Source organism: Pseudomonas peli (assembly GCF_050563605.1).
Taxonomy (GTDB): domain Bacteria; phylum Pseudomonadota; class Gammaproteobacteria; order Pseudomonadales; family Pseudomonadaceae; genus Aquipseudomonas; species Aquipseudomonas peli_A.
In genome coordinates this window covers 309,579-335,286 of sequence record NZ_JBNXUH010000002.1, presented here as the reverse complement: position 1 = coordinate 335,286, position 25,708 = coordinate 309,579, and the positions used below count along the sequence as shown (strand labels likewise).

The window sequence follows — 25,708 nt, the reverse complement described above, 5'->3', positions numbered from 1 at the left end:
TGCGCTGAATAGCTGTGGTCTGTTTGCTGGCCGCCAACCCATGGCCTCGGTATGCTTGGGCACTATTCAGCGCGGCCGATGAGCGCGCGCTGCCATTGGTACAAGGGGGAATTCGTGGAGTTTTTTGCAGAGTACATCGGCTTTCTGGCCAAGACAGTGACCCTGGTTGTGGCCATTCTGGTGGTGCTGGTATCGATTGCCGCGCTGCGCAGCAAGGGCCGGCAGAGCACTGGCCAGCTGCAGGTGAACAAGCTCAATGACTTCTTCAAGCAGCTGCATCAGCGCATGGAGCACGCGGTGCTCGATAAGGAGCAGCTGAAAGCGGCGAGCAAAGCCGAAGCCAAGGCCGCCAAGCAGGAAAAAAAAGCTGGTATCCACAAACCGCGCGTCTACGTGTTGGACTTCGACGGCGATATCAAAGCCTCGGCCACCGACAGCCTGCGTCACGAAATCACTGCTTTACTGACTATGGCGACGCCGCAGGATGAAGTGGTGCTGCGTTTGGAAAGTGGCGGCGGCATGGTGCACAGCTATGGTTTGGCCTCTTCGCAGCTGGCGCGGATTCGTCAGGCGGGTGTGCCGTTGACCGTTTGTATCGACAAGGTCGCTGCCAGCGGCGGCTATATGATGGCCTGCATTGGCGAGAAGATCATTTCCGCGCCGTTCGCCATTCTTGGCTCGATTGGCGTGGTGGCTCAGCTGCCTAATGTGCACCGCCTGCTGAAGAAGCATGATATCGATTTTGAAGTACTTACCGCAGGCGAGTACAAGCGCACCCTGACGGTGTTCGGCGAGAACACCGAAAAGGGCCGGGAGAAGTTTCAGGAAGACCTGGAAACTACCCATGAGTTGTTCAAAGGCTTTGTTGCACGCTACCGGCCGCAGTTGGATATCGATCAGATTGCTACCGGCGAAGTCTGGCTGGGTCTGGCGGCGCTGGAGAAGCAACTGGTTGATGAGCTGAAGACCAGCGACGAATACCTGGCAGAACGCGCCAAGAGCGCCGAGCTGTTTCATTTGCACTATGCCGAGAAGAAAACCCTGCAGGAGCGAGTTGGACTGGCGGGCAGCGTGGCGCTGGATCGTTTCGTTCTGAACTGGCTGAGTCGTTTGAATCAGCAACGCTTCTGGTAATCGGTCCGCCGTATAGAGGAAGAACATGAGCAAGTTCAGCGCATTACAGGCCCGTGAAAGCGCAGCGGGCGGTTTCGAACAGGTGATTGTGCAGCGTGAGATCGACGACTTGCCGGCCGGCGAGCTGCTGATTCGGGTCAAGTACTCCTCGCTCAACTACAAGGATGCGCTGTCGGCCAGTGGCAACCGCGGCGTGACCAGAAGCTTTCCGCACACCCCTGGCATCGATGCCGCCGGTGTGGTGGAAGCTTCCAGTGTGGCCGAGTTCAGCGCCGGCGATGAGGTGATCGTCACCGGCTACGACCTGGGCATGAACACCTCAGGCGGTTTTGCCCAATACATTCGTATTCCCGCCAGCTGGGCGCTGAAACGCCCCCAGGGCTTGTCGCTGCGCGAGGCTATGGTGCTCGGCACTGCTGGGCTGACGGCAGCGTTGTGTGTCGACAAACTTGAGCAGGCTGGGCTCACGTCGGATGCCGGCCCCGTATTGGTAACCGGGGCCACCGGTGGCGTCGGCAGTGTCGCGCTGGCCTTGCTCACTTCTCTGGGTTACCGCGTTGCGGCGTCGACCGGCAAGGCCGAGCAGGCGGATTACCTCAAGGCGCTGGGGGCGCAGCAGATTGTGCTGCGTACCGAACTGCAGGACGGTACCGATAAGCCGATGCTCAAAGAGCAGTGGGCTGGCGCGGTGGATTGTGTGGGCGGGGATATCCTGTTCAACGTGGTCAAGTCGCTGCGCTACGGCGCCAGTGTTGCCTGCTGCGGCCTGACGGCTGGTGTCGGTTTTAAGGGCAGCGTGCTGCCGTTTATCCTGCGTGGAGTAAATCTGCTCGGGGTCGACTCGGTCGAGCTGCCGTTGGTGGTCAAAGCGTCGATGTGGGACAAGCTGTCGCTGCAGTGGAAGGTCAAGCTCGATGCACTGGTCACCGAGGTGACGCTTGAGCAGTTGCCCGATGCGATTGCGCAGATCCTCGCTGGCAAGCAGGTCGGTCGGGTGCTGGTTAACCTGGCTTGAGTGGTTGCGCGACTAAAAAGGCCCGGTCTTACCGGGCCTTTGTGTTTCTGGAGCTCAGGCCTGACTGACGTACATGGTGATATCTGCGCGAAACACCGCTTTGTCGCCGACAAAGGCCTGTACAGGTACAGTCACGTCACCCAGCTGGCTCCAGTCGATGGCGCTGCCATCGGCCACGGCGCGAATATCGCCATCGGCCTTGGCTAGGTATTCCACGGTCATACCGCGTGGAATCCAGCGGCAGCCCTTGGGGATAGATGCGTCGGTCATGGTCCCTGCGGCCAGCTCGGCCGCGTTGCACAGGGCAATCGCGTGCACGGTGCCGATATGGTTGAGTACCTCGCGGCGCTTGGGGAAGGTGACTTCGGCGTAGCCTGGACGCAGCTCTACGAATTGCGGGGCGATGCTGGCGAAGTAGGGCGCGACCTGGCCGATCATGGCGCTGAACTGCACCGGGCCTGTCTGCTGGAACATCTGTAACATCTGGCTCATGGGATTCTCCTGGCCTGTTTACTGATTGAAGAGATGTGCGCGCCAGGGCAGTATACGAATATTGGAATTTAATTCTAGAAATATATTCTAGTTAAGTTGTCGCCGAGGAAAGCATGGCCCGTCGTTCCCGCAAAGATGAAATCCTCCAGGCTGCGCTGGCCTGCTTCACCGAGGTTGGAGTCGATGGCACCACCATCGAGATGATCCGTGATCGTTCCGAGGCCAGCATCGGCAGCCTGTATCACCACTTCGGCAACAAGGAGCGAATCATCGCCGCGCTCTATCTGGCGGGTACGGCTGAGTACGCGGCGATGCTGGAAGAGGGCTTTGCCACGGCTGACAGCGCCGAGGCCTGCGTCAAGTTGCTGGTCACCAGCTATATCGACTGGGTGACGGCCAATCCTGACTGGGCACGTTTTGTCCTGCACAGCCGCAGCCGGGTGGAAGCGGGGGAAATGGGTGAGCAGTTGCGTGAAGCCAACCGCGAGCACTTTCAGCGCATATTTGCCGCGCTCTCGCGCTACCGTGAAGAGGGGCTGTTCAAGGCCATGCCGGTGGACTGCTTTGCTTCGGTGATCATCGGACCAACCCACGACTTCTCGCGCAACTGGCTGGCGGGGCGCACACAGACGCAACTGGCGGGTTGCCGCGATCTGCTGGCTCAGGTGGCCTGGGAGAGCGTGAAAGCCTGAAATAAAAAAAGCCCCGCAGAGCGGGGCTTTTCAGTGCTGAGCCAATCAGGCGCGGCGACGGAACAGCGGTAGCGGCTGATCCGTGGAGGCCTGATAGACCTCACTGAACTCCTCGAAGGCTTTCAAGGCATCCAGTGGGTCTTTGTCCTCACGCAGGGCGAAGGCATCGAAGCCCACGCGCAGGTAGGAGAACAGCTGATCGCGCAGCACATCGCCGATGGCGCGCACTTCGCCCTTGTAGCCGTAACGGTTGCGCAGCAGGTAAGCGGTGGAGCAGTGACGGCCATCGGTGAAGGCCGGGAAGTTCAACGCGATTACCTGGAAGTTATCCAGCTGATCGGCGATTTCCTCGATTTCCTCACCCGCGTCCAGCCATACACCCAGGCCGCCATCGCGGGCCTTGAGTGCGGTGCTGTGCTCGACCCACAGGCCCAACGGTACGATCAGGTCGTCGCAGTTGGGAATGCCGTCCAGCGTGGCGTCCTTGGGCAGCAGGTGCCAGCTTTCATCGATCAGCTGACCGTTCTTAATGATTCGCTGCATATACTCGCTCCTTGAACGGGTCTACGCCAATACGGCGGAAGGTGTCGAGGAAACTCTCTTCTTCGGTGCGGCGCTCGACATAGACCTTGACGATCTTGTCGATCACATCGGCCATGTCGGCTTCGGCGAAGGATGGGCCGAGGATCTGCGCCAGGCTGGCGTCACGGCCAGCGCTGCCGCCGAGGGACACCTGATAGAACTCTTGACCTTTCTTGTCCACCCCGAGGATGCCGATATGGCCAACGTGGTGGTGACCGCAGGCGTTCATGCAACCGGAGATATTCAGGTCGATATTGCCGATATCGAACAGGTAATCCAGGTCGTCGAAACGGCGCTGAATGGCTTCGGCAATCGGGATCGACTTGGCGTTGGCCAGGGAGCAGAAGTCGCCGCCCGGGCAGCAGATGATGTCAGTCAGCAGGCCGACGTTCGGCGTGGCGAAACCGTTTTCACGCAGCTCGCCCCACAGGGTGAACAGCTGCGCCTGCTCGACATCCGCGAGGATGATGTTCTGGTTGTGGCTGTTGCGCACTTCGCCAAAGCTGTAGCGGTCGGCCAGGTCGGCAATCGCATCAAACTGCTTGTCGGTGACATCGCCTGGGGCCACGCCGGTTGGCTTCAGTGACAGAGTAACGGCGACATAGCCCGGCTTCTTGTGGGCGAAGGTGTTGCGCTGACGCCAGCGGGCAAAGCCTGGGTGTTCGGCATCCAGGGCCGCCAATGCAGCATCCTGATCGTCGAGGGCTTTGTAAGTTGGGTCGATAAAGTGCGCGGCAACGCGGGCCACTTCAGCTTCGGTCAGGGTGGTCGGGCCGTCTTTCAGATGGACCCATTCCGCATTGACTCGCTCGGCGAAGACTTCAGGGGTCAACGCCTTGACCAGAATCTTGATGCGCGCCTTGTACTTGTTATCGCGACGGCCATAGCGGTTGTACACACGCAGGATGGCGTCGAGGTAACTGATCAGGTGCTGCCACGGCAGGAACTCGTTGATAAAGCTGCCGACGATCGGGGTACGGCCCAGGCCGCCACCGACGGAAACACGGAAGCCCAGCTCACCGGCGTCGTTCTGGACCGCTTCCAGGCCGATGTCGTGCACTTCAATCGCGGCACGGTCGCTGACTGCGCCGTTGACGGCAATCTTGAACTTGCGCGGCAGGTGGGTGAACTCGGGGTGGAAAGTCGACCACTGACGAATGATCTCGCACCACGGACGTGGGTCGATGATTTCATCCTTGGCCACACCAGCGAACTGGTCGGTGGTGGTGTTACGGATGCAGTTGCCGCTGGTCTGGATCGTGTGCATCTGCACGGTGGCCAGCTCGGCGAGAATGTCAGGCACATCTTCCAGGTCCGGCCAGTTGAACTGGACGTTCTGACGGGTGCTGATGTGCGCGTAGCCCTTGTCGTAGTCACGGGCAATCTTGGCCATCATGCGTACTTGGGCGGACGACATCAGGCCGTACGGCACGGCAACGCGCAGCATCGGCGCAAAGCGCTGGATGTACAGGCCATTCTGCAGGCGCAGCGGGCGGAATTCTTCACCGCTCAGTTCACCAGCGAGGTAACGGCGGGTTTGATCGCGATACTGCTTGACGCGGTCTTCGACGATTTTTTGGTCGTACTGGTCGTATACGTACATGGAGTGTCCTGTTATCAGGCTTTTTACAGCTATCAGCGCGCACGGCCGCGCACTCCCTGCGGAGCCGGAGGAAGATACCAGCTCAGGGTTATGCGCAAAAGTGATGTTTGAGTATATGGAAAGAACTTAAAGGGATAAGGCGGCCGTTGAACATAGCCCTACGGCTTGAGTAAGCGGGCATGCTGGTCTTAACTGCATAAGACGATTCACCCATAAACACAACAAGAGGGGTAGTCCATGAGTGAACACAGTGAACCGGATAATGCTGACAGCGTGGTAGATGCCAAGGCCATTTTCGCCTTGATTGTGATTTTCGTCGTCACTGCAGTGTTTTGGGTCAGCCAGCAATAAGACCTAGCAGCGGCTAAAGCGCAAAGCGGCATCAGTCAACTGATGCCGCTTTTTTATTGGCCGCAGGCTTGAGTGGTATTCAGTGACAGCTGAGGCTGTCGGCCTGGCGATAGAGCATAAGCAACTTGCGTGTAATGGACTGCTGAATATCGTCACGCTCGAAGGTCGATAGTCTGGTCAGGCGACTGACCTGCAGGCGATGCAGGTGGATATAGGGCATCTGCTGATCGAACTCGCGCAGGTCTCCCTTCATCATGATTGGCAGGAAGATATCGCCGGCCTTCTTCTGGTTGCTGATGATTTGCGCCAACGCCGGTTTGAACGGCATGGTTTTCGGCGCCGGGCCGCCTTCCTTGATCATCGTGGTCAGCAGCAAGCCTGGCTTGCGCAGGACCACACCGGGTAGCACGCATAGCCCGGTTTTACGTACGGCATGCGACTCGATGCCGTGCAGGGTGTCGTGGAACGCATAGGGATTGGGCAGCACCACCATCTTGCGGCCCATATCGCTGGGGAAGTGCAAGTCGTAGTTGGTGTACAGCTGGCGCGTCGACTCCGAGTACACGCACAGGCGGTTCTCGAACAGCTTGATAAAGCGTTCCGCCAGCTCGCGCCGGGCGATGCTGTCCAAGTCCCAGATCAGGTCCTGGTTCTGCGGTTTGCTCAGGTCGACTTCCTGGTGTTCCATATCGCTCATTGCGTTCTCATACCCTGAACTGTCCAAGCAGCCGGTTAAGCTGCTCGGCCAACTGACCTAGGTGTTGCCCGGCATCACTGGATTGTTGCGCCGCCAGGGCATTGTTATGGGCCAGGCTGGCTGCCTGGGTGACATTCTGGTTGATGTCTTCGACCACGTGCGATTGTTGCAGTGTCGCGCTGGCGATGGAAGCGTTCAGGCCGGTGAGATTGCGCAGGCCGCTGGCGATCAGGGTAAGGCTGGCACCGGCTTGACTGGCCTGCTCGATGGTCAGCTGCGAGGCTTTGCTGCTGTCGTTGATAACCTTGACCGCTGCCTCCGAGTTGCCCTGCAGGCGTTCGATCATCACCTGGATTTCCGCCGTGGATTTTTGCGTACGCTGCGCCAGCAGACGCACCTCATCGGCAACCACGGCAAAGCCGCGCCCTTGCTCGCCGGCACGCGCAGCTTCGATGGCAGCATTGAGTGCGAGCAGGTTGGTCTGTTCGGCAATCGAGCGGATTACCTCCAGTACGCTGCCGATTTGCGTGCTTTCCTGAGCCAGGGCTTGAATCACCGTTACGGCCTGGTCGATGGTGCCGGACAGCTCGTTGATCTGCCGCAGGCTCGCTTCAATGCTCTGCTGGCCTTGCAGGGCTTGCTCTTCGGCCGCGTGCACTTCGGTTGAGGCATGCTCGGCGTTTTTCGCCACATCCTGCACGCCGTACGTCACTTCATTGATCGCGGTGGCGACCAACTCCATTTGCTGCGATTGCTGTTCGCTGTGTTGCTGCGCCTGGCCGGAAACCTGGCCGAGGTTGCGCGCGGCAGCATCGAGCTGAACGGCAGAATCGAGGGACTGCTTGATCACCAGGCGCAGCTTGTCGGTAAAGGCATTGAAGTGGCGGGACAGGGCGGACAGTTCATCATTGCCGTGGGTGTCGAGGTTGCGCGTCAGGTCACCATCGCCGCTGGCGATATTGGCCATGGCGCTGACGGCGTGCTGCAGGGGTTGAGTGATGCTGCGTACGATCAGCACAATCAGCAGGGCCACTAACGCCGCAATCACCAGGCCAATCACTATGGTTTTTAGCGCCTGGGCCTGGAACTCGGCCTGAACATCATCCACATAAACGCCAGAGCCGATTATCCAGCCCCAGGGTTGGAACAGTTGCACATAGGAAACCTTGGGCACGGCGTCGCTGGCGCCCGGTTTGGGCCAGCGGTAATCGACCTGGCCAGCGCCCTGGCTTTTGCTGATGGCGACCATTTCATTGAACAGCGCTTTGCCGTCGGGGTCCTTGAAGCCCGAGAGGTTTTGACCTTCCAGTTTGGGATTAGTCGGGTGCATGACCATCATCGGGGTCTGGTCATTGATCCAGAAGTATTCCTGGCCGTCGTAGCGCAAGCCGCGAATGGTTTCCATGGCCTGCTTTTGGGCATCTTCGCGAGGCAGGCTGCCTGCGGCTTCCAAGGCGTGATAGTGCTGCAGAATACCGGCTGCGCTCTGTACCACGTGCTGGGTTTTCTCGGCTTTGGCGGCGTACAGATCGGTGTGGATCTGTTTGAGCAACAATGCGCCCTGAATAATCAGCATGACGATGGCGACCACCAGGATCAGCCATAGGCGACGGTTAATGGGTAGGCTGCGCAGGCTATTCATGGAGTTGTTCTCCCTTGTTGTTTTACGCCTCTTATAGGTCAAGAGCGTTTATTGGCTACGTTAGACCTTAGGCTAATTGGCAGATATGCAAAGTGTAGGTGAGCTACCTCGTGGGGCTCTCTGTGCTGTGAATAGAGGAGCGGCGCGGCGCGGCATGCGCTAAATGCGCAGGTTCTCTGCTAGGATTTGCGCCGTAACGAGTTAAGTGCGTGATTTGCTTATTTTTTCTGTCCGCAGGAACCTTTTGCGAAGGGTTCGGTCGGACGCCCTCACAAGTTCATCATCATATTTGTTGTTCGTGCTGGATAACGCATGTATTTAGGAGCGGGGATGGATCTTTGGGTTGCCGTGCAGGCACTGATTCTGGGCATTGTGGAAGGCGTAACCGAGTTTCTGCCGATATCCAGCACCGGTCACCAGATCATTGTTGCCGACCTGATTGATTTTAGCGGCGAGCGGGCGATGGCTTTCAATATCATCATCCAGCTGGGGGCGATTCTCGCGGTGGTGTGGGAGTACCGGCGCAAGATTCTCGACATCGTTGTGGGCCTACCTAAAGAGCCGCAGGCGCAGCGCTTCACGGCCAATCTGCTGATTGCCTTTCTGCCGGCTGTGGCGCTGGGCGTATTGTTTGCCGACCTGATTCATCATTATCTGTTCAACCCGATCACCGTGGCCCTGGCGCTGGTGGTGGGCGGGGTGATTATGCTCTGGGCCGAGCGGCGCACGCACCTGGTGCACGCCGAGAGCGTGGATGACATGACATGGAAGGACGCGCTGAAGATCGGTTTCGCCCAGTGCTTGGCGATGATTCCAGGTACTTCACGCTCCGGCGCGACGATTATCGGCGGCCTGCTGTTCGGTTTGTCGCGCAAGGCTGCGACCGAGTTTTCCTTCTTTCTCGCAATGCCGACCATGGTTGGTGCTGCGGTGTACTCCGGCTACAAGTACCGCGATCTGTTCCAGGCCAGTGACCTTCCGGTATTTGCCATTGGCTTTATCACCTCGTTTATCTTCGCGATGATCGCGGTGCGGGCGCTGCTCAGCTTTATCGGCAAGCACAGCTATGCCGCCTTTGCCTGGTACCGCATTGGTTTCGGCTTGCTGATTCTGGCGACCTGGCAGCTGCAGTGGATTGACTGGAGCACGGCGCAGCCGTGATTGCTTAGACTGTATTCGGCAGATGGATTAAAGGCGCACCCCTGGGTGCGCCTTTGTCATAGTGGCCTCGGTTAAATGGAGGCGCATATGCATCAGATTGAGCAGCAAATTCTTCAAGTCAACGGCATTGATCTGAGCCTTTACAGCGCCGGCCCCGCGACAGGGCGGCCGGTCTGGTTGCTGCACGGCTTTCCCGAATGCTGGCATTCCTGGCGCCAGCAGATTGAGCCGCTGGCGGCTGCCGGTTACCGCGTACTGATCCCGGAAATGCGCGGCTATGGCCAGAGCAGTGCGCCGCGTGATCCTGCGGCCTATGACGTGCTGACCATCTGTGCCGATATCCAGGCGGCCATGGATCAGCTCGGTCAGCAGCAGGTGTGTGTGGTTGGCCACGACTGGGGCGCACCGATTGCCTGGCACCTGGCCTTGCTTGAGCCTGAACGGGTGCAGGCGGTGGTCGGCATGGCAGTGCCGTTTGGTGGGCGACCCAGGCAGCCGGCTATCGAGATCATGCGCCAGCTTTATGCCGGGCGTTTCCATTACATCCTGCATTTTCAGCAGCCCGGCGTAGCCGAGGCGGAGATGGATGCTGATATCCCACGCACCCTGCGCATGATGATGCACAACACCTCGGCGGCCGTGCCCAAGGATCACTTTCTGCAGGAAAAACCTGCCGGTGCTGGGTTGTTCGATGGCGTGCAGGATCCCGGCACGCTGCCGGCTTGGTGCGACAGCGCAGCATTCGAGCATTACCTGAAAACCTTCGAGGGCCGCGGCTTCTATGGTGCGCTGAACTGGTATCGCAACTTTGAGCGCAACTGGCAGCGCACCGAGGCCTTGGCTGATCGGCAGATCGAACAGCCGGCGCTGTTTCTGCTCGGTGATAAGGACCCAGTCGGCACCCTCGAGGCCTACACCCTCAAGCAGATGCCCAAGCGCGTGACCCAATTGGAACAGCATGTGCTGAAAGAGTGCGGGCATTGGATTCAGAACGAGCAGGCCGAGCAGGTCAATCAGCTACTGCTGGCCTTCCTCGCTCGGCATTTTCCTGAATAAACCAAGACCTTCATTGCGACTAAATCGGCTGATCCCAACGGCTAAAGGCATCACTCAGGTGTTCGATCCACGCCCGCACGGCCGGCAGCATGCCGCGTCTGTGGGTGTACACCGCTTGTAGATTAGCGGCGGGCAGCGCCCAGTCAGGTAGCAGGCGAATCAGTCGGCCATCGGCCAGTTCATCTAGGCACAGGGGCGCGGGCAGCATGGTAAAGCCCAGGCCGGCCATGGCCGCGTGTTTGCGGACGTTGAAATCTTCGATGGCCAGGCGCGCTTCCAGCACAGCCTCCTGCACGCGCCCGCTGTCGTGTTGCAGGCGCAGGTGAATCCTGCGGTCCGCCTCCAGGGCCCCTAGCGCAGGCAGTGCAGCAAGATCGTCGGGCGTGCTGATCCTGGCGTGCTGCAACAAGGATGGCGCGGCCACCATAAAGGCTTGAGCCGGACGCAAGCGCCGGGTGATCAACGTAGGGTCTTCATCCTCGGCGCTGCGCACGCGCAAGGCGACGTCCACGCCCTCGTTAAGCAGGTCGATGCGCCGGTTGGTCTGAATCAGCTCCAGTTGCACCTTGGGGTAGGCCGCGAGAAAACTCACTACCAGCTCCGAGAGCAGGGCGATGCCGCCTGGTGCGCTGACCCGCAGACGACCGCGCGGCTCGCTGGTCAGGCTGGCCACGGTTTCCTCGGCCTGTTCGGCTTCCTGCAGCATGGCCTGACAATGGCGCAGATAACGCTCGCCGATATCGGTCAGCGCCAGTTTGCGCGTGGTGCGTTGCAGCAGGCGCGCGCCGAGGCGGTTTTCCAGCTCGGCAATCCGTCGCGACAGGCGTGATTTGGGGATGCCGAGGGTGCGCCCGGCTGCAGCAAAGCCGCCGGCTTCCACCACTTTGGCGAAATAGAACAAGTCGTTGAGGTCATGCATGATTTTATCGTCCTATCAGTGGGACGAACTATCGCATTTACGCTGACTAATCGGCTATTGCTTTCATCGATAGTATCTCCAGCATCTTGATCGCCGTGGGGCGATCTCAATTTGGAGATTGTCATGAAACTACTGCACCTCGATTCCAGCATTCTCGGCGACTCGTCCGCTTCCCGCCAACTCAGCCGCGCCGTGGTCGACGCCTGGTTGGCCGCCGAGCCTGAAGCGCACGTGAGCTATCGCGACCTGGCCAGCGATGTGCTGAGCCATCTGTCCGCCGCCAGCCTGGTGGCCGGCGGTACCCCAGCCGAACTGCGCGATGCTGCGCAGAAGCATGAAGTCGAACTGGCTGAAAGCACCCTCAATGAGTTTCTCGCGGCCGATGCCATCGTGATTGGCGCGCCGATGTACAACTTCACCGTGCCGACCCAGCTCAAGGCCTGGATCGACCGTGTGGCCGTCGCCGGCAAGACCTTTGCCTACGACGAGAACGGCCCCAAGGGGCTGGCAGGCGGCAAGAAGGTGGTGATCGTCTCCACCGCTGGCGGTATTCACGCCGGCCAGCCAAGCGGCCAGGCTCATGAAGAGTATCTGCAGCTGGTGCTGCGTTTCCTCGGCATCACCGACATTGAGATCGTCCGCGCTGAAGGCCTGGCCTACGGTGAAGAGCCGCGCGCCAATGCGTTCGCGTCGGCGCAGGCGAAAGTCGCGGAGCTGTTCGCCACTGCCTGATTGTCCGGCATAAAGCAAAAAGCCCGCTCAATTGAGCGGGCTTTTTATTGGTCGCAGGTTACTGCCGGTTTAGACGATCACGCCCTGGCTGCGCAGGTAGTCATCGTAGGTACCGCTGAAGTCGGTGATGCCGTTGGCCGACAGCTCGATGATGCGGGTGGCCAGGGAGCCAACGAACTCACGGTCATGGCTGACGAAGATCAGCGTGCCCGGGTAGTTTTCCAGCGCCAGGTTCAGCGCTTCGATGGATTCCATGTCCAAGTGGTTGGTCGGTTCGTCCATGATCAGCACGTTCGGCTTTTGCAAAATCAGCTTGCCGAACAGCATACGGCCTTGTTCTCCACCGGAGATGACCTTGACCGACTTGAGGATCTCGTCGTTGCTGAACAGCATGCGCCCCAGGGTGCCGCGGATCATTTGCTCGCCGGTGGTCCACTGGCCCATCCAGTCGAACAGGCTGACGTCGTCTTCGAAGTCGTGGGCGTGGTCCTGGGCGTAGTAACCCAGCTCCGCGCTGTCGGTCCATTTGACATGGCCGGCATCCGGGGTCAGTTCGCCGACCAGGGTGCGCAGCAGGGTGGTTTTACCGATCCCGTTCGGGCCGATAATCGCAACGCGTTCGCCGGCTTCAACCTGGAAGCTGAAGTTCTTGAACAGCGTCTTGCCGTCGAAACCCTTGGCCATTTTGTCGATCATCACGGCTTGGCGGTGCAGCTTTTTGTTCTGTTCGAAGCGTATGAACGGGCTGACGCGGCTGGATGGCTTGACCTCGGCCAGCTGGATTTTGTCGATCTGCTTGGCGCGCGACGATGCCTGCTTGGATTTCGAGGCGTTGGCCGAGAAGCGGCTAACAAAGCTTTGCAGCTCATTGATTTGCGCTTTTTTCTTGGCGTTATCCGACAGCAGTTGCTCGCGCGACTGGGTCGCGGCGGTCATGTACTCGTCGTAGTTGCCTGGGAACAGACGCAGCTCGCCGTAATCCAGGTCAGCCATGTGGGTGCACACGCTGTTCAGGAAGTGACGGTCGTGAGAAATGATGATCATGGTGCTGTTGCGCTGGGTGAGGATGTTTTCCAGCCAGCGAATGGTGTTGATGTCCAGGTGGTTGGTTGGTTCGTCCAGCAGCAACACTTCCGGGTCGGAGAACAGAGCCTGCGCTAGCAATACGCGCAGTTTCCAGCCCGGCGCGACTTCGCTCATCGGGCCGAAATGCTGCTCCAACGGAATACCCAGGCCAAGCAGCAACTCACCGGCACGGGACTCGGCGGTGTAGCCGTCCATTTCAGCAAACTCACCTTCGAGCTCGCCGACCTTCATGCCGTCTTCTTCGCTCATTTCCGCCAGCGAGTAGATGCGGTCGCGCTCGGCTTTGACCTTCCACAGCTCTTCGTGACCCATGATCACGGTGTCGATCACGCTGAATTCTTCGTAGGCGAACTGATCCTGGCGCAGCTTACCCAGGCGCACGTTCGGCTCCAGCATCACCTGGCCACCACTCGATTCCAGGTCGCCGCCGAGAATCTTCATAAAGGTCGACTTGCCGCAGCCGTTGGCCCCGATCAGGCCGTAGCGGTTGCCGCCGCCAAACTTGACGGAAACGTTCTCGAACAGGGGCTTGGCCCCGAATTGCATGGTGATATTGGCGGTGGAGATCACGAATCTTGGTCCAGATAAACGGGCGCACGGGCGCGAAAGGGGCGCGATTGTAGCGGTTTACGGCCACAAAAGGCAGCAGATGGGACAGGCGGAGTGGCTATTCGATGCGTTTACATGTGTGCAGTGCTTGCGTGCTAGTTGGAACAGCCAAACCAGCTATGGCACTTGAACCGTTGGTTTACCGGCAACTGATAACGTGTTTTATCGAGAGTTTCGCGATGCCGGTATGCTGTACATCGCGTTTTGGCCTCGAAGCTCTGCCTGGAAAAACGCTTCATTTCGCTTGGCAAAGCTAAGCAGGCGATAGGTGAAACCCGGCTGGCGAAGGTCGAAGACCAAGACATCTCCAGCCAGCCGAGGCTGTCCGTCAGATCTTGGGGGGCACCATTCCGTGGAGGATTAGGCCGGAAGTCTGGCGTACCTGCTGGCGATGAGTTTCAAGATCAAGCGGCTCACTACTGGTCAGGCGTAGCAACTGCAGGTGCGAATAGTCGTTGAGCAGAAATGCTGCCAGGTCCACATCCAGGTCGGCGCGCAACTTTCCGGCGTTTTTCAGATCGCGCAGCAATGCGGCAATTTCGCCGCGCAGGATGTCATTCATGCGCTTGTAGCTATCCGGCAGGCCGCTTTGTCCGCCGCTGAGTACATGCAGCAGCAGCTCACGCCAGATAGCCGGGGGCATCATCGCCAGGGCTTGGTCCACCAGCACCTTTTCTAGGTAGCACAGGGCATCCAGCGGGTCATCCATCTCGGCAATATGTGCGCGTGCATCGCTGATGGCGCGTGCGTCGCCTTCCTGCAGCATCTCGACCAGGATCTCGTGCTTGGAGCCAAAGTACTTGAACACGGTAGGGGCCGAAACCCCTGCCTCCTGGGCGATCTGCTCGATTGTGGTGCTCTGGAAACCCTGCCGCTCGAACAGCTTTACACCTGCCTGGCTGATCGCTTGCCGGCGCATCTCTTTCTGTCGTTCTCGCAAGCCGCTCAATTGTTCCCCCTGGGTTTTCCTGCCTTGGAGGCAAGAGCATAGCGGCTATTGTTTCTTCGTAAAAACAATTTATTGACTAAAGAAATTAATCTAGATAATTATTTAGTCACATCTGCCGTGTGCAGAGCACTTGTCAGGACGCATGCTTCATGACACTCCACACCGATTCGCTGATTGCTCGCCAACTGGCCCGTCACTATGCCGATGCCCACGAAGCGTTGTTTGCCGGCCCCGCTCACGACACCTTCATGAAGGGCTTCCCGCCTTCTGAGACGCAGCGTGTTAGCTGGCATAACTGGATGAGCCCACCGTTCAACAAATGGGGCTTTCGCCACCTTGCTCGGCTACGTCCGAGTATTTCTGTCGCTGCCGGCAACGCTGCGGCGAGCGACTTGCCCGAGGCTGCCGAGGATCTCGATGGATTCGGCTTCGAGAGCCTGTGTGGGCTGACCGTACGTCTCGATGAACAGCTGGTGGCCAGTCACTGCGACGCCTTTATCGTGCTGCACCGTGGCAAGGTGAAATACGAGCGTTACTTCAATGGGCAGAGTGCGAACGACCGACACATCATGTTTTCGGTTACCAAATCGCTGATTGGTGTGTTGGCTGAACAACTGATCTGTGACGGCGTGTTGAATCCAGAGTTGAGAGCCGATCACTACGTCCCCGAATTCGCCGGCAGTGCTTTCGCCGACGCCAGCGTTCGCCAGCTTTTGGATATGGCAGTGGGCATCGACTACAGCGAGCGCTACGACGATCCAGCGTCGGAAAGCTCACAGTTTGGTTACGCCTGCGGCTTCCAGCCGGCACCTGCTGCATACGCCCAGTTTGCCTCGCTCTATCAGTACCTACCGTCGTTGCGTAAACGCGGCGAGCACGGTGGTTTTTTCCACTACGTCACTGCAACCACCGAAGCCCTTGCGTGGGTGATGGAACGTGCCGGGGGCGTTTCTTGTCCCGAACTGCTGTCACGCATCTGGGGACAAATCGGCTGTCAGCGTGACGGTTACTTTATGGCCGACCCCTGGGGCCGCGGTGTCGCTGGCGCAGGCTTCAGCGCAACCGCACGGGATCTCGCGCGCTTCGGGCTGCTGTTGGCCAATGGTGGCACGCATGAGGGCAGGGCGCTGCTTGATCCGCGAGCGATCGAATCCATCGCCCAGGGCAGCGATCCGGCGATCTATGCCGCCAACGAGGAGTTCAGCGCATGGACGCCTGGAGCTTCATACCGCAGCCAATGGTACGTGTTCAACGATCACAGCCAGGCCCTGATGGCCTGCGGCATCAGCGGGCAGTACCTGTTCGTTGATCGCGATGCCGATGTGGTGATCGTCAAGCAGTCATCACTGCCTGAGGCAGTCAGCATCTTTGACCCCGATAACGTCCGCGTCCTGCGTGCGTTGGCCCGCCATTTCAAAGGCTGAGAGACATTACAAAAACGATCTGCCGGCGGGCTTTGACCTGTCGGCCCCACGCTGGATGCGTGATAGCGACGGTTGTCGCCTGAGCTGCCCTGTAACACAACAACAATCAACCAGGAGCAATCTATGAACCGAGTACCCTTGGTACCCTCACTTCTTGCCGCGGCGGTTTTGGCCAGCCAGCCGGCAATGGCTGGCTATACCTTCCAGGAGGGCGATCTTTCAGGAGAGGTCAATTTAACAGCGGGTGGTGCTGCAATTTTCACCCGTAACGTCAACTTCGGTGCGGGGCGTATCGATACCCGTAACGGTCAGGCCACCGGAAACAATGCAGACTGGCAAGAGGTCTATGTCAAGCCGGCGGTCAGTTTTAGCTATGCCCTGAACCCGGACTTCGACCTGTTGGCCAAAGGCTCGATCGTCGCTGCATCGACCTTCGGCGATGGCGACGCAGGCGGCTTTACCCGCGGTACCGACAATCGTGTCTCGGCAGAGGAAGCCTACGTGGGCTTTCGCGCCGGGGAATGGCGTTTTACCGCGGGTCGCCAGGACTACATGATCGGCTCGGGCTTTATCGTCATGGATGGCAATCTCGACTTTCACGATGACGCTGCCTTCTGGCTGGCACCGCGTACGGCCTTCCGTGACTCTGCAGTGTTGGGCTGGTCCCGTGATGCGCTTTCGGTACAGGCCTTCAGCCTGCGCACCGATGACCATCTTGGCGACTACCGCATGAATGGCGTGAACCTCGATTACGCGGTGGAGGGTGTTGCCACCTTCGGCGCGATGGCCATGAAGCTGAAGTCGGAAGATCGTGACTCCAATATCGCTACGCCGCGCGATGGCATGGAGGTCTACAACATTCGGGCGCTGAATGCCAAGCTGCCTGGGCTCCAGGACCTGACCCTTAACGCAGAGTATGCCGTGCAAGGCGGTAAAGACGGCGGTATCAAATATGACGCTAAAGCCTGGTATGCCGGGGCCGAATACGCCTTTAGCGATCTGCCCCTGCAGCCGAAACTGGGCTATCGCTATGCCTATTTTTCTGGCGACGAAGACCTGGCTGACAACAAGCGTGAAGCCTGGGACGCTCTGAGCAAAGGCTTTGTCGACTGGGGGACCTGGCTGGTCGGTGATGTGGTGGGTAACTACCTGCTCAATAACAGTAACCAGAAGGTGCACACCTGGTCGTTGAAAACTCAGGTGCATCCAGCGCTCACCGTCGGGGCGATGCACCACCAGTTCTCTCTCGATGAAAAGAATCTCTTCGGTGCGCCTGTCAGCGACCGGCGCTTCGCCGATGAAAGCGTGGTCTTTGTCGATTGGGCGGCAACTCCCCAACTGTTCACCTCGCTTTCCTACAACTGGGTGCAGCCCAAAGCAGCGGCCAAGCAACTGCTGGGCGACAAGACGTTCTCCGCCGTTGAAATGTACTTCACCTACCGCTATTGATGAGTGGGTAGCCGCTGTGGCGGGTACCCCGGGAGCCTGATATGAATTCTGTAATGCGCAGCATGGCGGCCGCGATTGCCGTCACCCTTATGAGCAGCTCGGCCTTTGCCGAACAACGAACCGTTCGAATCTACAACTGGTTGGAATACTTGCCCGCAGAGATTCTCAAGGACTTCGAGGCGGAAACTGGTATTCGCCCCATTTACGATGTGTTTGACAGTATTGAAATGCTTGAGTCCAAGTTACTCACAGGGAACTCGGGCTATGACGTGGTGTTTCCCAGTACTGCCAACCTGGGTAAGTTTATCCAGGCCGGTACATTCGAGCCGCTCGACCGCAGCAAGTTGAAAAACTGGTCTCACCTCGATGAGCCTTTCCTGGCTGAGTTGGCCAGCAGTGGCGATCCGGGTAACCAGTACGCCGTACCGTATATGTGGGGCACAACACTGATTGGCTACAACGTCGATATGGTGCGTAAGGCGCTTGGTCCAGACGTCAAGCTGGATAGTTGGGATCTGATCTTCAAGGAAGAGAACATCTCCAAACTGGCCAAGTGCGGCGTTGGTTTCATCGATGCCGCCAACGAGGTGCTGCCCATCGCATTGCATTATCTGGGCTTACCGTCGCACTCCACCGAGGCAGGCGACTATCGCAAGGCTCAGGCGCTGATGGTTTCGATTCGTCCGCACATCAATTACTTCAGCTCATCGCGCTATGGCATGGACCTGGCCAATGGCGATATCTGTGTAGGTATCGGTTGGTCAGGCGGTGTGGCGCTGGCAACGCGTTTGGCGGATGCGGCAGGTAAAGGCGTCAAGGTAGACATGATCCTGCCCAAGGAAGGTGCGCCGGTGTGGTCTGACGTGATGGCGATTGCCAAAGGCGCGGCTAATCGCGATGAGGCTCATGAGTTTCTGAACTACATGATGCGTCCGGATGTGATCGCCAAGGCCAGTAACACCATCGGTTATCCAAATGCCAACAAGGACGCCACATCTCTGGTCGATGCCAGCATTCGGGAGAACCCGAATATGTACATCCCAGAAGATGTTCTCCCCACGCTGTTTGTACTCAAGTCGTTGCCGCAGAGTGTCGAGCGCATGCGCATACGCACCTGGAACGCGATACGCACTGGTATGTGACTTATCTCAGGCCCGGGTTTTTATGGCGGGCCATTGTGTGGGGCGAGGGGAGGTGCTGAGCAGCGTCTTTTGCGTTTGCTCAGGCTCTTATTTCGTGGTGAAGGAGAGTCGTAGCCGACTCTCCTGTCGGCGTTCTCAGTGTCATATAAACCTCTGGTCCAGGTCGGCCCGGCCACCTCTGCGGGCAATGTACTCGGCTGGCAATCGATGAGTGCACCTCGTTCTTCGCGTTCAGTGCTGCTTTAAGGCTGGCATCACAGCCAGCGACGAAATCATCCCTGTTTTTGTCGTCGTGAGGGCCAGGCTCTGTCCTGTGTAGTCCCTGCGACACCATGCATACAACCGCAAGAAGCCCAATGTCGATTCTCGCGAGCAGATCGCCAACACCCTTGCGTTTACCCTGTGCCTTTGTCGCATTGCCGATAGGTCAGCACGTGTCAGCTAGCCCTCAATTTAAGAAAATAGATTATGTCTGTTAACGTAATTTTCTGCGTTTTTCTGGCAACAATTATCCGGTTTGCGGCTGTTTTATGGCGATGTAGTGCTGCTGTGAGCGGGTTTAAGCTTGAGTAGGCTTGTGGTGGTTGTTTTTAAATATAGTTAATTGACATAACTATATTGGCGAGGTAATTTTGTCTCCAGGCGCTAACAGCCAAGACAAGAGGTGTGAGATGAGCAGCTACGAAAACCGTTGGAAAACCGTCAAGGTCGAGATCGAAGAGGGTATTGGTTGGGTCATCCTCAATCGCCCGGAAAAACGCAACGCCATGAGCCCGACCCTGAACCGCGAAATGGTCGAAGTGCTGGAGACCCTGGAGCAGGATCCTGACGTCGGCGTGCTGGTGTTGACCGGTGCCGGCGAAGCCTGGACCGCGGGCATGGACCTGAAGGAATACTTCCGCGAAATCGACGCCGGCCCGGAAATTCTTCAGGAGAAAATTCGCCGCGAGGCCTCGCAATGGCAGTGGAAACTGCTGCGCATGTACACCAAGCCGACTATCGCTATGGTCAATGGCTGGTGCTTTGGTGGCGGTTTCAGTCCGCTGGTGGCTTGCGATCTGGCGATCTGCGCCGACGAAGCGACTTTCGGGCTGTCGGAAATCAACTGGGGCATCCCACCGGGCAACCTGGTGAGCAAGGCCATGGCCGATACCGTCGGCCACCGTCAGTCGCTCTACTACATCATGACCGGCAAGACCTTCGGCGGGCCGAAAGCCGCAGAGATGGGCCTGGTCAACGAGAGCGTGCCGCTGGCGCAGCTGCGCGAAACCACCATCGAGCTGGCGCGCAACCTGCTGGAGAAAAACCCGGTGGTGATGCGTGCGGCGAAGATTGGCTTCAAGCGCTGCCGCGAACTGACCTGGGAGCAGAACGAGGATTACCTGTACGCCAAGCTCGACCAGTCGCGCCTGCTCGATACTGAAGGCGGCCGCGAACAGGGCATGAAGCAGTTCCTCGACGAGAAGAGCATTAAGCCGGGCCTGCAGGCCTACAAGCGCTAGGTCTCGCTACGGCGCTTGAAGTTTTTCCAAGCGCCGAGCGGGTTTCCAGAACAAGCACAATAAGAGGAATTCCCCATGTTCGAGGTGCCTTTGCTGATTGGCGGTCAGTCACGACCGGCTGCTGATGGTCGCGTGTTCGAGCGCTGCAATCCGGTGACCGGTGAAGTGGTGTCGCGGGTTGCCGCCGCTACCCTGGAAGATGCTGATGCCGCCGTGGCAGCGGCCCGGGCGGCGTTTCCCGCCTGGGCCGCGCTGGCACCCAACGAGCGCCGCGCGCGCCTGCTCAAGGCGGCCGAGATGCTTGAAGACCGTGCGCCGGAATTCCTCGCGGTGGCCGGCGAGACCGGGGCGATGGCCAACTGGTACGGCTTTAACGTGCATCTGGCCGCCAATATGCTGCGCGAAGCGGCGGCGATGACCACGCAGATTTATGGCGAGGTGATCCCCTCCGATATGCCCGGCAGCTTCGCCATGGCCCTGCGTCAGCCCTGCGGCGTGGTGCTGGGTATCGCGCCGTGGAACGCGCCGGTGATTCTCGGTACCCGCGCGGTTGCCATGCCGCTGGCCTGCGGCAATACCCTGGTACTCAAAGCGTCCGAACTGAGCCCGGCGGTGCACCGCCTGATCGGTCAGGTGCTGCAGAACGCCGGCCTCGGCGATGGCGTGGTCAACGTGATCACTAACGCGCCGGAAGACGCGCCGGCCATTGTTGCCCGGTTGATCGCCAACCCGGCGGTACGTCGGGTGAACTTCACCGGCTCCACCCATGTTGGGCGCATCATTGGCGAGCTGTCGGCGCGGCACCTGAAACCGGCACTACTGGAGTTGGGCGGCAAGGCCCCCTTGCTGGTGCTGGATGACGCCGACCTGGATGCGGCAGTGGAGGCCGCGGCCTTCGGTGCCTACTTCAACCAGGGTCAGATCTGCATGTCCACCGAACGGCTGGTGGTCGATGCCAAGGTGGCCGATGCCTTTGTCGACAAGCTGGCGAGCAAAGCCACCAGTCTGCATGCCGGCGATCCGAGTGACAGCCTGTCGGTGCTCGGCTCGCTGATCGACGCTTCGGCCGGGCAGCGGATCAAGGCGCTCATCGACGATGCCCTGGCCAAGGGCGCGCGTCTGGTCACCGGTGGCCAGTTGGACGGCAGCATCATGCAGGCAACCCTGCTCGATGGCGTCACTCGGGATATGCGCCTGTACCACGAGGAATCCTTCGGGCCGGTGGCGGTGGTGCTGCGTGGCGAGGGCGATGAGGAGCTGTTGCGCCTGGCCAACGATTCCGAGTTTGGCCTGTCGGCGGCGATCTTCAGCCGCGATGTGTCGCGCGCCCTGTTGCTGGCGCAGCGGGTCGAATCGGGCATCTGCCATATCAACGGCCCGACCGTACACGACGAGGCGCAGATGCCTTTCGGTGGGGTCAAGGCCAGCGGTTACGGCAGCTTCGGCAGCAAGGCCTCGATCGATTTCTTCACCCAGCTGCGCTGGGTGACCATTCAGAACGGGCCGCGTCACTACCCGATCTGAAAACCTGATCAGGATCTGCTGAGCAGATCCTGGGCTGGCAAGCAGCACTATAAGAACAATCGGCCCAGGCACGGCCGCGCACCCTGGGGTGGCGCGGTCAGACGCCCAGGGCGCGCTTTGCTGAGGAGTTTCACAGGTGAACAACCCATCTAGCGGTCGCGTCGAACCCGTCTACCGGCCGGTATCGATCGGGCAGTCGGCGGTGCAACTGCGCGAGGTCGGGCAGGCGCTGTATATGGAGGCGTTGGAGCCGCTGCAGGCGTATCCGCATCGCCTGCTTGAGCGCCTGTTGCGCTGGGCCGAGGAGCGGCCCGAGCAGACCTTTATTGCGCGACGTGGTGCCGATGGTCAGTGGCAGCGCATCAGCTATGCCGAGATGCTCGGACGGGTGCGTAGTATCGCCCAGGGTCTGCTGGGCTTCGACCTGTCGGTCGAGCGGCCGCTGCTGATTCTCTCCGGCAACGATCTGGAGCACCTGCAACTGGCCTGCGCCGCCCTGTATCTCGGCGTGCCCTATTGCCCAGTGTCGCCTGCCTACTCGCTGGTGGCTCAGGACTACACCAAGCTGCAGCACATCTGCATGCTGTTGCAGCCGGGGCTGGTGTTCGCCGCCGATGGCCAGGCCTTCGCTCGCGCTATCGAGGCGGTGGTGCCGGCCACCACGCCGTTGCTGCTGACCGCGGGCGCAGTGGCGGGGCGCGAGTGCCGCTCGTTCGCCAGCCTGCTCGGCAACGAGGCCTGTGATCAGGCGGATGCGGCCTTTGCTGCGACCGGCCCCGACAGCATCGCCAAGTTCCTCTTTACCAGTGGCTCGACCAAGCTGCCCAAGGCGGTGATCACCACCCAGCGCATGCTCTGCGCCAACCAGCAGATGCTGTTGCAGACCTTCCCGGTGTTCGGCGAAGCGCCGCCGGTGCTGGTCGACTGGCTGCCGTGGAACCACACCTTCGGCGGCAGCCATAACGTCGGCATCGTGCTGTACAACGGCGGCAGCCTATATATCGACGACGGCAAGCCGACCCCGCAGCATTTCGCCGAGACCCTGGGCAACCTGCGCGAGATTTCGCCGACCGCCTACCTCACCGTGCCCAAGGGCTGGGAAGAGTTGGTCGCCGCCCTGGAGGTGGATGCCGAGCTGCGCGAAGTGTTCTTCGCGCAGATCAAGCTGTTTTTCTTCGCCGGCGCCGGGCTGTCGCAAGCGGTCTGGGATCGCCTCGATGCCGTGGCCGAAGCGCACTGCGGCGAACGTATCCGCATGATGGCGGGCATTGGCATGACCGAGACCGCGCCGTCCTGCACCTTTACCACCGGGCCCTTGTCCATGGCCGGTTATGTCGGCCTGCCGGCACCGGGTTGCGAGGTCAAACTGGTGCCGGTGGACGGCAAGCTGGAGGGACGCTTCAGTGGTCCCCATGTGATGCCGGGTTACTGGCGTTCACCCGAGCAGAGCGCTGCGGCCTTTGACGAGGAGGGCTTCTACTGCTCCGGCGATGCGCTGAAGCTGGCCGACCCCGAGCACCCGGAATGGGGCCTGATGTTCGACGGCCGTATCGCCGAGGATTTCAAGCTCAATACCGGGGTATTCGTCAGCGTCGGCCCGCTGCGCACGCGGGTGATCATGGCAGGCGCGCCCTATATCCAGGATGTGGTGGTGACCGCGCCGAACCGCGAGTGCATTGGCCTGCTGGTATTTCCGCAACTGGCAGCCTGTCGCGAGCTGGCCGGTCTGGCGTTCGACGCCACGGCCGAGCAGGTGCTGGCCGCGCCGCGGGTACGCGCCTGGCTCGGCGAGCTGCTCGAACAGCTCAACCAGCAGGCTACCGGCAGCGCCTCGCGCCTGGCCTGGGCCTGCCTGATGAGCGAGCCGCCGTCGCTGGATAAGGGTGAGGTCACCGACAAGGGCTCGCTCAACCAGCGGGTGATCCTCAGTTGCCGCGCCGAGCGGATCGATGCGCTCTATCAGGGCGCAGACCCGCAACGCGTAACGGCGGAGCGCTGAGCATGGGCAGCGGCCTCTATTCGGCGTTCGACGACGTAGCGATCCTCGAGGCCGTGCGCACGCCCTGGTGCGATTACGGCGGTGCCCTGGGCCTGGTCTCGCCGACCGACCTAGGGATCAAGGTCGGCCGCGAAGTGCTGAAGCGCGCCGAGATTGATCCGGCAGCGGTGGATTTGGTGCTGGCCGGTTGTGTGGCCCAGGCGAGTTTCGATGCCTATATGCTGCCGCGCCATATCGGCCTGTACAGCGGTGTGCCACAGGTGGTGCCGGCCCTGGGCGTGCAGCGCATCTGCGGCACCGGTTTCGAGCTGTTGCGTCAGGCTGGCGAGCAAATCGCCTCCGGCAGCGCCGAGTTGGCCCTGTGCGTCGCTGCCGAGTCGATGTCGCGCAACCCGATCGCCGCCTATACCCACCGCGGCGGCTTTCGTCTCGGTGCCGGGGTGGAATTCAAGGATTTCCTCTGGGAGGCGTTGTTCGATCCGGCTGCCGACGTCGACATGATAGGTACTGCGGAGAATCTAGCGCGGCGCTATGGCATCGCCCGTGATGAGGTCGATGCCTATGCCTTGCGCAGTTTCGAGGCGGCGCTGGCGGTGCAGGGCGAGGGTGTTTTCACTGGTGAGATGGTCAGTGTGCACAGCGAATCCTTCGAGCTGGATGGCTATCAATCGCGTGGTATCGCCTTGCCGCGGGGAGTTGAGTCGGTCGCGCAGGACAGCCATCCGCGGCCGACCAGCCTGGCGGCGTTATCACGCCTGCGCGCTATCCACGCCGGCGGTGTGCAGACCGCCGGCAACAGTTGCGCGGTGGTCGATGGCGCGGCGGCGGCCCTGGTTGCCTCTGCCAGCGCGGCGGCGGGGCGCAGGCCATTGGCGCGCTTGCTGGCGACTGCGGTGGTCGGTGTGGCACCGGAACTGATGGGTATCGGCCCGGCCCCGGCGATCCGCCTGTTGCTGGAGCGCAGCGGCTTGCGTTTGAACGATATCGCCCGCTTCGAAATCAACGAAGCCCAGGCCGCCCAGGTGCTGGCGGTGCAGCGCGAATTGCAGCTCGACCCGCAGCGCCTCAACCCGCAGGGCGGCTCCATCGCCCTCGGCCATCCGCTGGCCGCCACCGGCTTGCGCCTGACCCTCAGCCTGGCTCGGCAACTTCGTGCGGCCAACCAACGCTACGGCATCGCCGCCGCCTGCATCGGTGGCGGCCAGGGGATGGCGGTATTGATCGAAAATCCGGCGTTCGCTCGGGGTTAGTAATCCGTAGCCCGGATTGCATCCGGGCTAGCGAAGTAGGGTGGCGATCACTCCGCGGCGTTGCTGTCCTGCCGATAGACCTTGTGCAGCAGTTGCAGTAGCTGCTGGCGTTCGCCGTCGTCGAGCGCGGCGGTGGCTTCGCGGTCGCTGGCGGCGGCGATTTCCTTGAGTTGCTTGAGCAGGTTTTCCCCGGCCTTGCTCAGGAAGATGCCGTAGGAACGTTTGTCCGGCTTGCAGCGCACGCGCACGGCGAGGCCGAGCTTTTCCAGTTTGTTTAGCAGCGTCACCACCTGCGGTGGCTCGATGGCGAGGATGCTCGCCAGGTCGGTCTGCATCAGGCCGGGGCTGGCCTCGATGATCAGCAGGGCGGAGAACTGTGCGGGGCGCAGGTCGAAGGGATTGAGTTGCTCGACCAGGTTCTGCGCGACCTTTAGCTGGGCGCGACGCAGGGCGTAACCGATCAACTGGCTGAGCAGGGTGCCACTCGGCTCCGTGGCTGGGCTGTTCACTTCTGGGACGGGTGGGCTTTTCTTGGCCATTGGCTGGAACCGGATGCTCGCTATGGGTTGCCGAAATGGGCTACTGGTTAATAAACCTAATCAGTTTCGCACCAATAGCCAGGTTTTGGCCAGTTGCTTAAACCGACGGCGGCGTTTCAGGGTAAACCCTGGGCTGGCTTGGTGTTGCCCAAGACTATC

General features: G+C 60.1%; 22 protein-coding genes. 13 read left to right on the top strand and 9 right to left on the bottom strand.

Annotated elements, in window-relative coordinates; genetic code table 11:
- The first annotated feature begins 114 nt into the window (after positions 1–114).
- Both sohB and ACQ4LH_RS03850 read left to right on the top strand, forming a co-directional pair.
- Positions 115–1,134 (top strand): protease SohB, encoded by a 1,020-nt coding sequence (sohB, locus tag ACQ4LH_RS03855; protein ID WP_430696010.1) that lies wholly within the window; start codon positions 115–117, stop codon positions 1,132–1,134.
- A gap of 25 nt (positions 1,135–1,159) precedes the next feature.
- Positions 1,160–2,149, top strand: coding sequence for a YhdH/YhfP family quinone oxidoreductase (locus tag ACQ4LH_RS03850; RefSeq protein WP_430696009.1), 990 nt, complete (start codon positions 1,160–1,162; stop codon positions 2,147–2,149).
- Between the two features lie 54 nt (positions 2,150–2,203).
- On the opposite strand, the gene ACQ4LH_RS03845 is transcribed toward ACQ4LH_RS03850, so the two are convergent.
- Complete coding sequence (locus ACQ4LH_RS03845) at positions 2,204–2,641, bottom strand: hotdog fold domain-containing protein (RefSeq protein ID WP_430696008.1); 438 nt, start codon at positions 2,639–2,641, stop codon at positions 2,204–2,206.
- Positions 2,642–2,754: 113 nt separating this feature from the next.
- Between ACQ4LH_RS03845 and ACQ4LH_RS03840 the strand changes: the two genes are divergently transcribed.
- Positions 2,755–3,333 (top strand): TetR/AcrR family transcriptional regulator, encoded by a 579-nt coding sequence (locus ACQ4LH_RS03840; protein ID WP_430696007.1) that lies wholly within the window; start codon positions 2,755–2,757, stop codon positions 3,331–3,333.
- Positions 3,334–3,378: 45 nt separating this feature from the next.
- On the opposite strand, the gene ACQ4LH_RS03835 is transcribed toward ACQ4LH_RS03840, so the two are convergent.
- The 4 genes from ACQ4LH_RS03835 to ACQ4LH_RS03820 form a co-directional block, all read right to left on the bottom strand.
- Positions 3,379–3,876 carry a DUF934 domain-containing protein gene (locus ACQ4LH_RS03835; protein WP_397493264.1) on the bottom strand — a complete coding sequence of 166 codons (498 nt, stop codon included), beginning with the start codon at positions 3,874–3,876 and terminating at the stop codon, positions 3,379–3,381.
- Positions 3,860–5,518 (bottom strand): nitrite/sulfite reductase, encoded by a 1,659-nt coding sequence (locus ACQ4LH_RS03830; RefSeq protein WP_430696006.1) that lies wholly within the window; start codon positions 5,516–5,518, stop codon positions 3,860–3,862. The genes ACQ4LH_RS03835 and ACQ4LH_RS03830 overlap by 17 nt, the downstream gene beginning before the upstream one ends.
- Before the next feature lie 430 nt (positions 5,519–5,948).
- A complete protein-coding gene (locus tag ACQ4LH_RS03825; RefSeq protein WP_304869264.1) occupies positions 5,949–6,566 on the bottom strand; it encodes a hypothetical protein in 618 nt (205 codons plus the stop codon).
- Between the two features lie 7 nt (positions 6,567–6,573).
- Positions 6,574–8,208, bottom strand: a complete 1,635-nt coding sequence (locus ACQ4LH_RS03820; protein WP_430696005.1) for a methyl-accepting chemotaxis protein — start codon at positions 8,206–8,208, stop codon at positions 6,574–6,576.
- A gap of 330 nt (positions 8,209–8,538) precedes the next feature.
- Here ACQ4LH_RS03820 and ACQ4LH_RS03815 point away from each other — a divergent pair, with 330 nt between their 5' ends.
- Entirely contained in the window at positions 8,539–9,369 is an 831-nt protein-coding gene (locus ACQ4LH_RS03815) for an undecaprenyl-diphosphate phosphatase (protein ID WP_430696004.1), read from the top strand.
- A gap of 87 nt (positions 9,370–9,456) precedes the next feature.
- Entirely contained in the window at positions 9,457–10,425 is a 969-nt protein-coding gene (locus ACQ4LH_RS03810) for an alpha/beta fold hydrolase (protein WP_430696003.1), read from the top strand.
- Positions 10,426–10,444: 19 nt separating this feature from the next.
- On the opposite strand, the gene ACQ4LH_RS03805 is transcribed toward ACQ4LH_RS03810, so the two are convergent.
- Positions 10,445–11,344 (bottom strand): LysR substrate-binding domain-containing protein, encoded by a 900-nt coding sequence (locus ACQ4LH_RS03805; RefSeq protein WP_430696002.1) that lies wholly within the window; start codon positions 11,342–11,344, stop codon positions 10,445–10,447.
- A gap of 123 nt (positions 11,345–11,467) precedes the next feature.
- Between ACQ4LH_RS03805 and ACQ4LH_RS03800 the strand changes: the two genes are divergently transcribed.
- Complete coding sequence (locus ACQ4LH_RS03800; RefSeq protein WP_430696001.1) at positions 11,468–12,076, top strand: FMN-dependent NADH-azoreductase; 609 nt, start codon at positions 11,468–11,470, stop codon at positions 12,074–12,076.
- A 69-nt stretch (positions 12,077–12,145) separates the two neighbouring features.
- On the opposite strand, the gene ACQ4LH_RS03795 is transcribed toward ACQ4LH_RS03800, so the two are convergent.
- Both ACQ4LH_RS03795 and ACQ4LH_RS03790 read right to left on the bottom strand, forming a co-directional pair.
- Positions 12,146–13,732, bottom strand: a complete 1,587-nt coding sequence (locus tag ACQ4LH_RS03795) for an ABC-F family ATPase (protein ID WP_304869253.1) — start codon at positions 13,730–13,732, stop codon at positions 12,146–12,148.
- Between the two features lie 367 nt (positions 13,733–14,099).
- Positions 14,100–14,720, bottom strand: coding sequence for a TetR/AcrR family transcriptional regulator (locus ACQ4LH_RS03790; protein WP_430696000.1), 621 nt, complete (start codon positions 14,718–14,720; stop codon positions 14,100–14,102).
- A 149-nt stretch (positions 14,721–14,869) separates the two neighbouring features.
- Between ACQ4LH_RS03790 and ACQ4LH_RS03785 the strand changes: the two genes are divergently transcribed.
- The 7 genes from ACQ4LH_RS03785 (at position 14,870) to ACQ4LH_RS03755 (ending at position 25,010) form a co-directional block, all read left to right on the top strand.
- A complete protein-coding gene (locus ACQ4LH_RS03785; RefSeq protein ID WP_430695999.1) occupies positions 14,870–16,144 on the top strand; it encodes a serine hydrolase domain-containing protein in 1,275 nt (424 codons plus the stop codon).
- Between the two features lie 123 nt (positions 16,145–16,267).
- On the top strand, positions 16,268–17,593 hold the full coding sequence (locus ACQ4LH_RS03780; RefSeq protein ID WP_430695998.1) for an alginate export family protein: 1,326 nt from the start codon (positions 16,268–16,270) through the stop codon (positions 17,591–17,593).
- A gap of 41 nt (positions 17,594–17,634) precedes the next feature.
- Positions 17,635–18,735 carry a polyamine ABC transporter substrate-binding protein gene (locus tag ACQ4LH_RS03775; protein ID WP_430695997.1) on the top strand — a complete coding sequence of 367 codons (1,101 nt, stop codon included), beginning with the start codon at positions 17,635–17,637 and terminating at the stop codon, positions 18,733–18,735.
- A 671-nt stretch (positions 18,736–19,406) separates the two neighbouring features.
- Positions 19,407–20,237 (top strand): p-hydroxycinnamoyl CoA hydratase/lyase, encoded by an 831-nt coding sequence (locus ACQ4LH_RS03770; protein WP_430695996.1) that lies wholly within the window; start codon positions 19,407–19,409, stop codon positions 20,235–20,237.
- 75 nt (positions 20,238–20,312) lie between these two features.
- A complete protein-coding gene (locus ACQ4LH_RS03765) occupies positions 20,313–21,761 on the top strand; it encodes an aldehyde dehydrogenase (RefSeq protein ID WP_430695995.1) in 1,449 nt (482 codons plus the stop codon).
- 136 nt (positions 21,762–21,897) lie between these two features.
- Entirely contained in the window at positions 21,898–23,760 is a 1,863-nt protein-coding gene (locus tag ACQ4LH_RS03760; RefSeq protein ID WP_430695994.1) for a feruloyl-CoA synthase, read from the top strand.
- A gap of 2 nt (positions 23,761–23,762) precedes the next feature.
- Positions 23,763–25,010, top strand: a complete 1,248-nt coding sequence (locus ACQ4LH_RS03755; protein WP_430695993.1) for a thiolase family protein — start codon at positions 23,763–23,765, stop codon at positions 25,008–25,010.
- A 47-nt stretch (positions 25,011–25,057) separates the two neighbouring features.
- Here the strand turns inward: ACQ4LH_RS03755 and ACQ4LH_RS03750 are convergent, their stop codons facing one another.
- Entirely contained in the window at positions 25,058–25,549 is a 492-nt protein-coding gene (locus tag ACQ4LH_RS03750; RefSeq protein WP_430695992.1) for a MarR family winged helix-turn-helix transcriptional regulator, read from the bottom strand.
- Positions 25,550–25,708: the final 159 nt, after the last annotated feature.

Coding starts and splice junctions, on each gene's coding strand:
- ACQ4LH_RS03850 (WP_430696009.1), top strand. CDS start 1,160: ATGAGCAAGTTCAGCGCATTACAGGCCCGTGAAAGCGCAGCGGGCGGT.
- ACQ4LH_RS03845 (WP_430696008.1), bottom strand. CDS start 2,641: ATGAGCCAGATGTTACAGATGTTCCAGCAGACAGGCCCGGTGCAGTTC.
- ACQ4LH_RS03840 (WP_430696007.1), top strand. CDS start 2,755: ATGGCCCGTCGTTCCCGCAAAGATGAAATCCTCCAGGCTGCGCTGGCC.
- ACQ4LH_RS03835 (WP_397493264.1), bottom strand. CDS start 3,876: ATGCAGCGAATCATTAAGAACGGTCAGCTGATCGATGAAAGCTGGCAC.
- ACQ4LH_RS03830 (WP_430696006.1), bottom strand. CDS start 5,518: ATGTACGTATACGACCAGTACGACCAAAAAATCGTCGAAGACCGCGTC.
- ACQ4LH_RS03825 (WP_304869264.1), bottom strand. CDS start 6,566: ATGAGCGATATGGAACACCAGGAAGTCGACCTGAGCAAACCGCAGAAC.
- ACQ4LH_RS03820 (WP_430696005.1), bottom strand. CDS start 8,208: ATGAATAGCCTGCGCAGCCTACCCATTAACCGTCGCCTATGGCTGATC.
- ACQ4LH_RS03815 (WP_430696004.1), top strand. CDS start 8,539: ATGGATCTTTGGGTTGCCGTGCAGGCACTGATTCTGGGCATTGTGGAA.
- ACQ4LH_RS03810 (WP_430696003.1), top strand. CDS start 9,457: ATGCATCAGATTGAGCAGCAAATTCTTCAAGTCAACGGCATTGATCTG.
- ACQ4LH_RS03805 (WP_430696002.1), bottom strand. CDS start 11,344: ATGCATGACCTCAACGACTTGTTCTATTTCGCCAAAGTGGTGGAAGCC.
- ACQ4LH_RS03800 (WP_430696001.1), top strand. CDS start 11,468: ATGAAACTACTGCACCTCGATTCCAGCATTCTCGGCGACTCGTCCGCT.
- ACQ4LH_RS03785 (WP_430695999.1), top strand. CDS start 14,870: ATGACACTCCACACCGATTCGCTGATTGCTCGCCAACTGGCCCGTCAC.
- ACQ4LH_RS03780 (WP_430695998.1), top strand. CDS start 16,268: ATGAACCGAGTACCCTTGGTACCCTCACTTCTTGCCGCGGCGGTTTTG.
- ACQ4LH_RS03775 (WP_430695997.1), top strand. CDS start 17,635: ATGAATTCTGTAATGCGCAGCATGGCGGCCGCGATTGCCGTCACCCTT.
- ACQ4LH_RS03770 (WP_430695996.1), top strand. CDS start 19,407: ATGAGCAGCTACGAAAACCGTTGGAAAACCGTCAAGGTCGAGATCGAA.
- ACQ4LH_RS03765 (WP_430695995.1), top strand. CDS start 20,313: ATGTTCGAGGTGCCTTTGCTGATTGGCGGTCAGTCACGACCGGCTGCT.
- ACQ4LH_RS03755 (WP_430695993.1), top strand. CDS start 23,763: ATGGGCAGCGGCCTCTATTCGGCGTTCGACGACGTAGCGATCCTCGAG.
- ACQ4LH_RS03750 (WP_430695992.1), bottom strand. CDS start 25,549: ATGGCCAAGAAAAGCCCACCCGTCCCAGAAGTGAACAGCCCAGCCACG.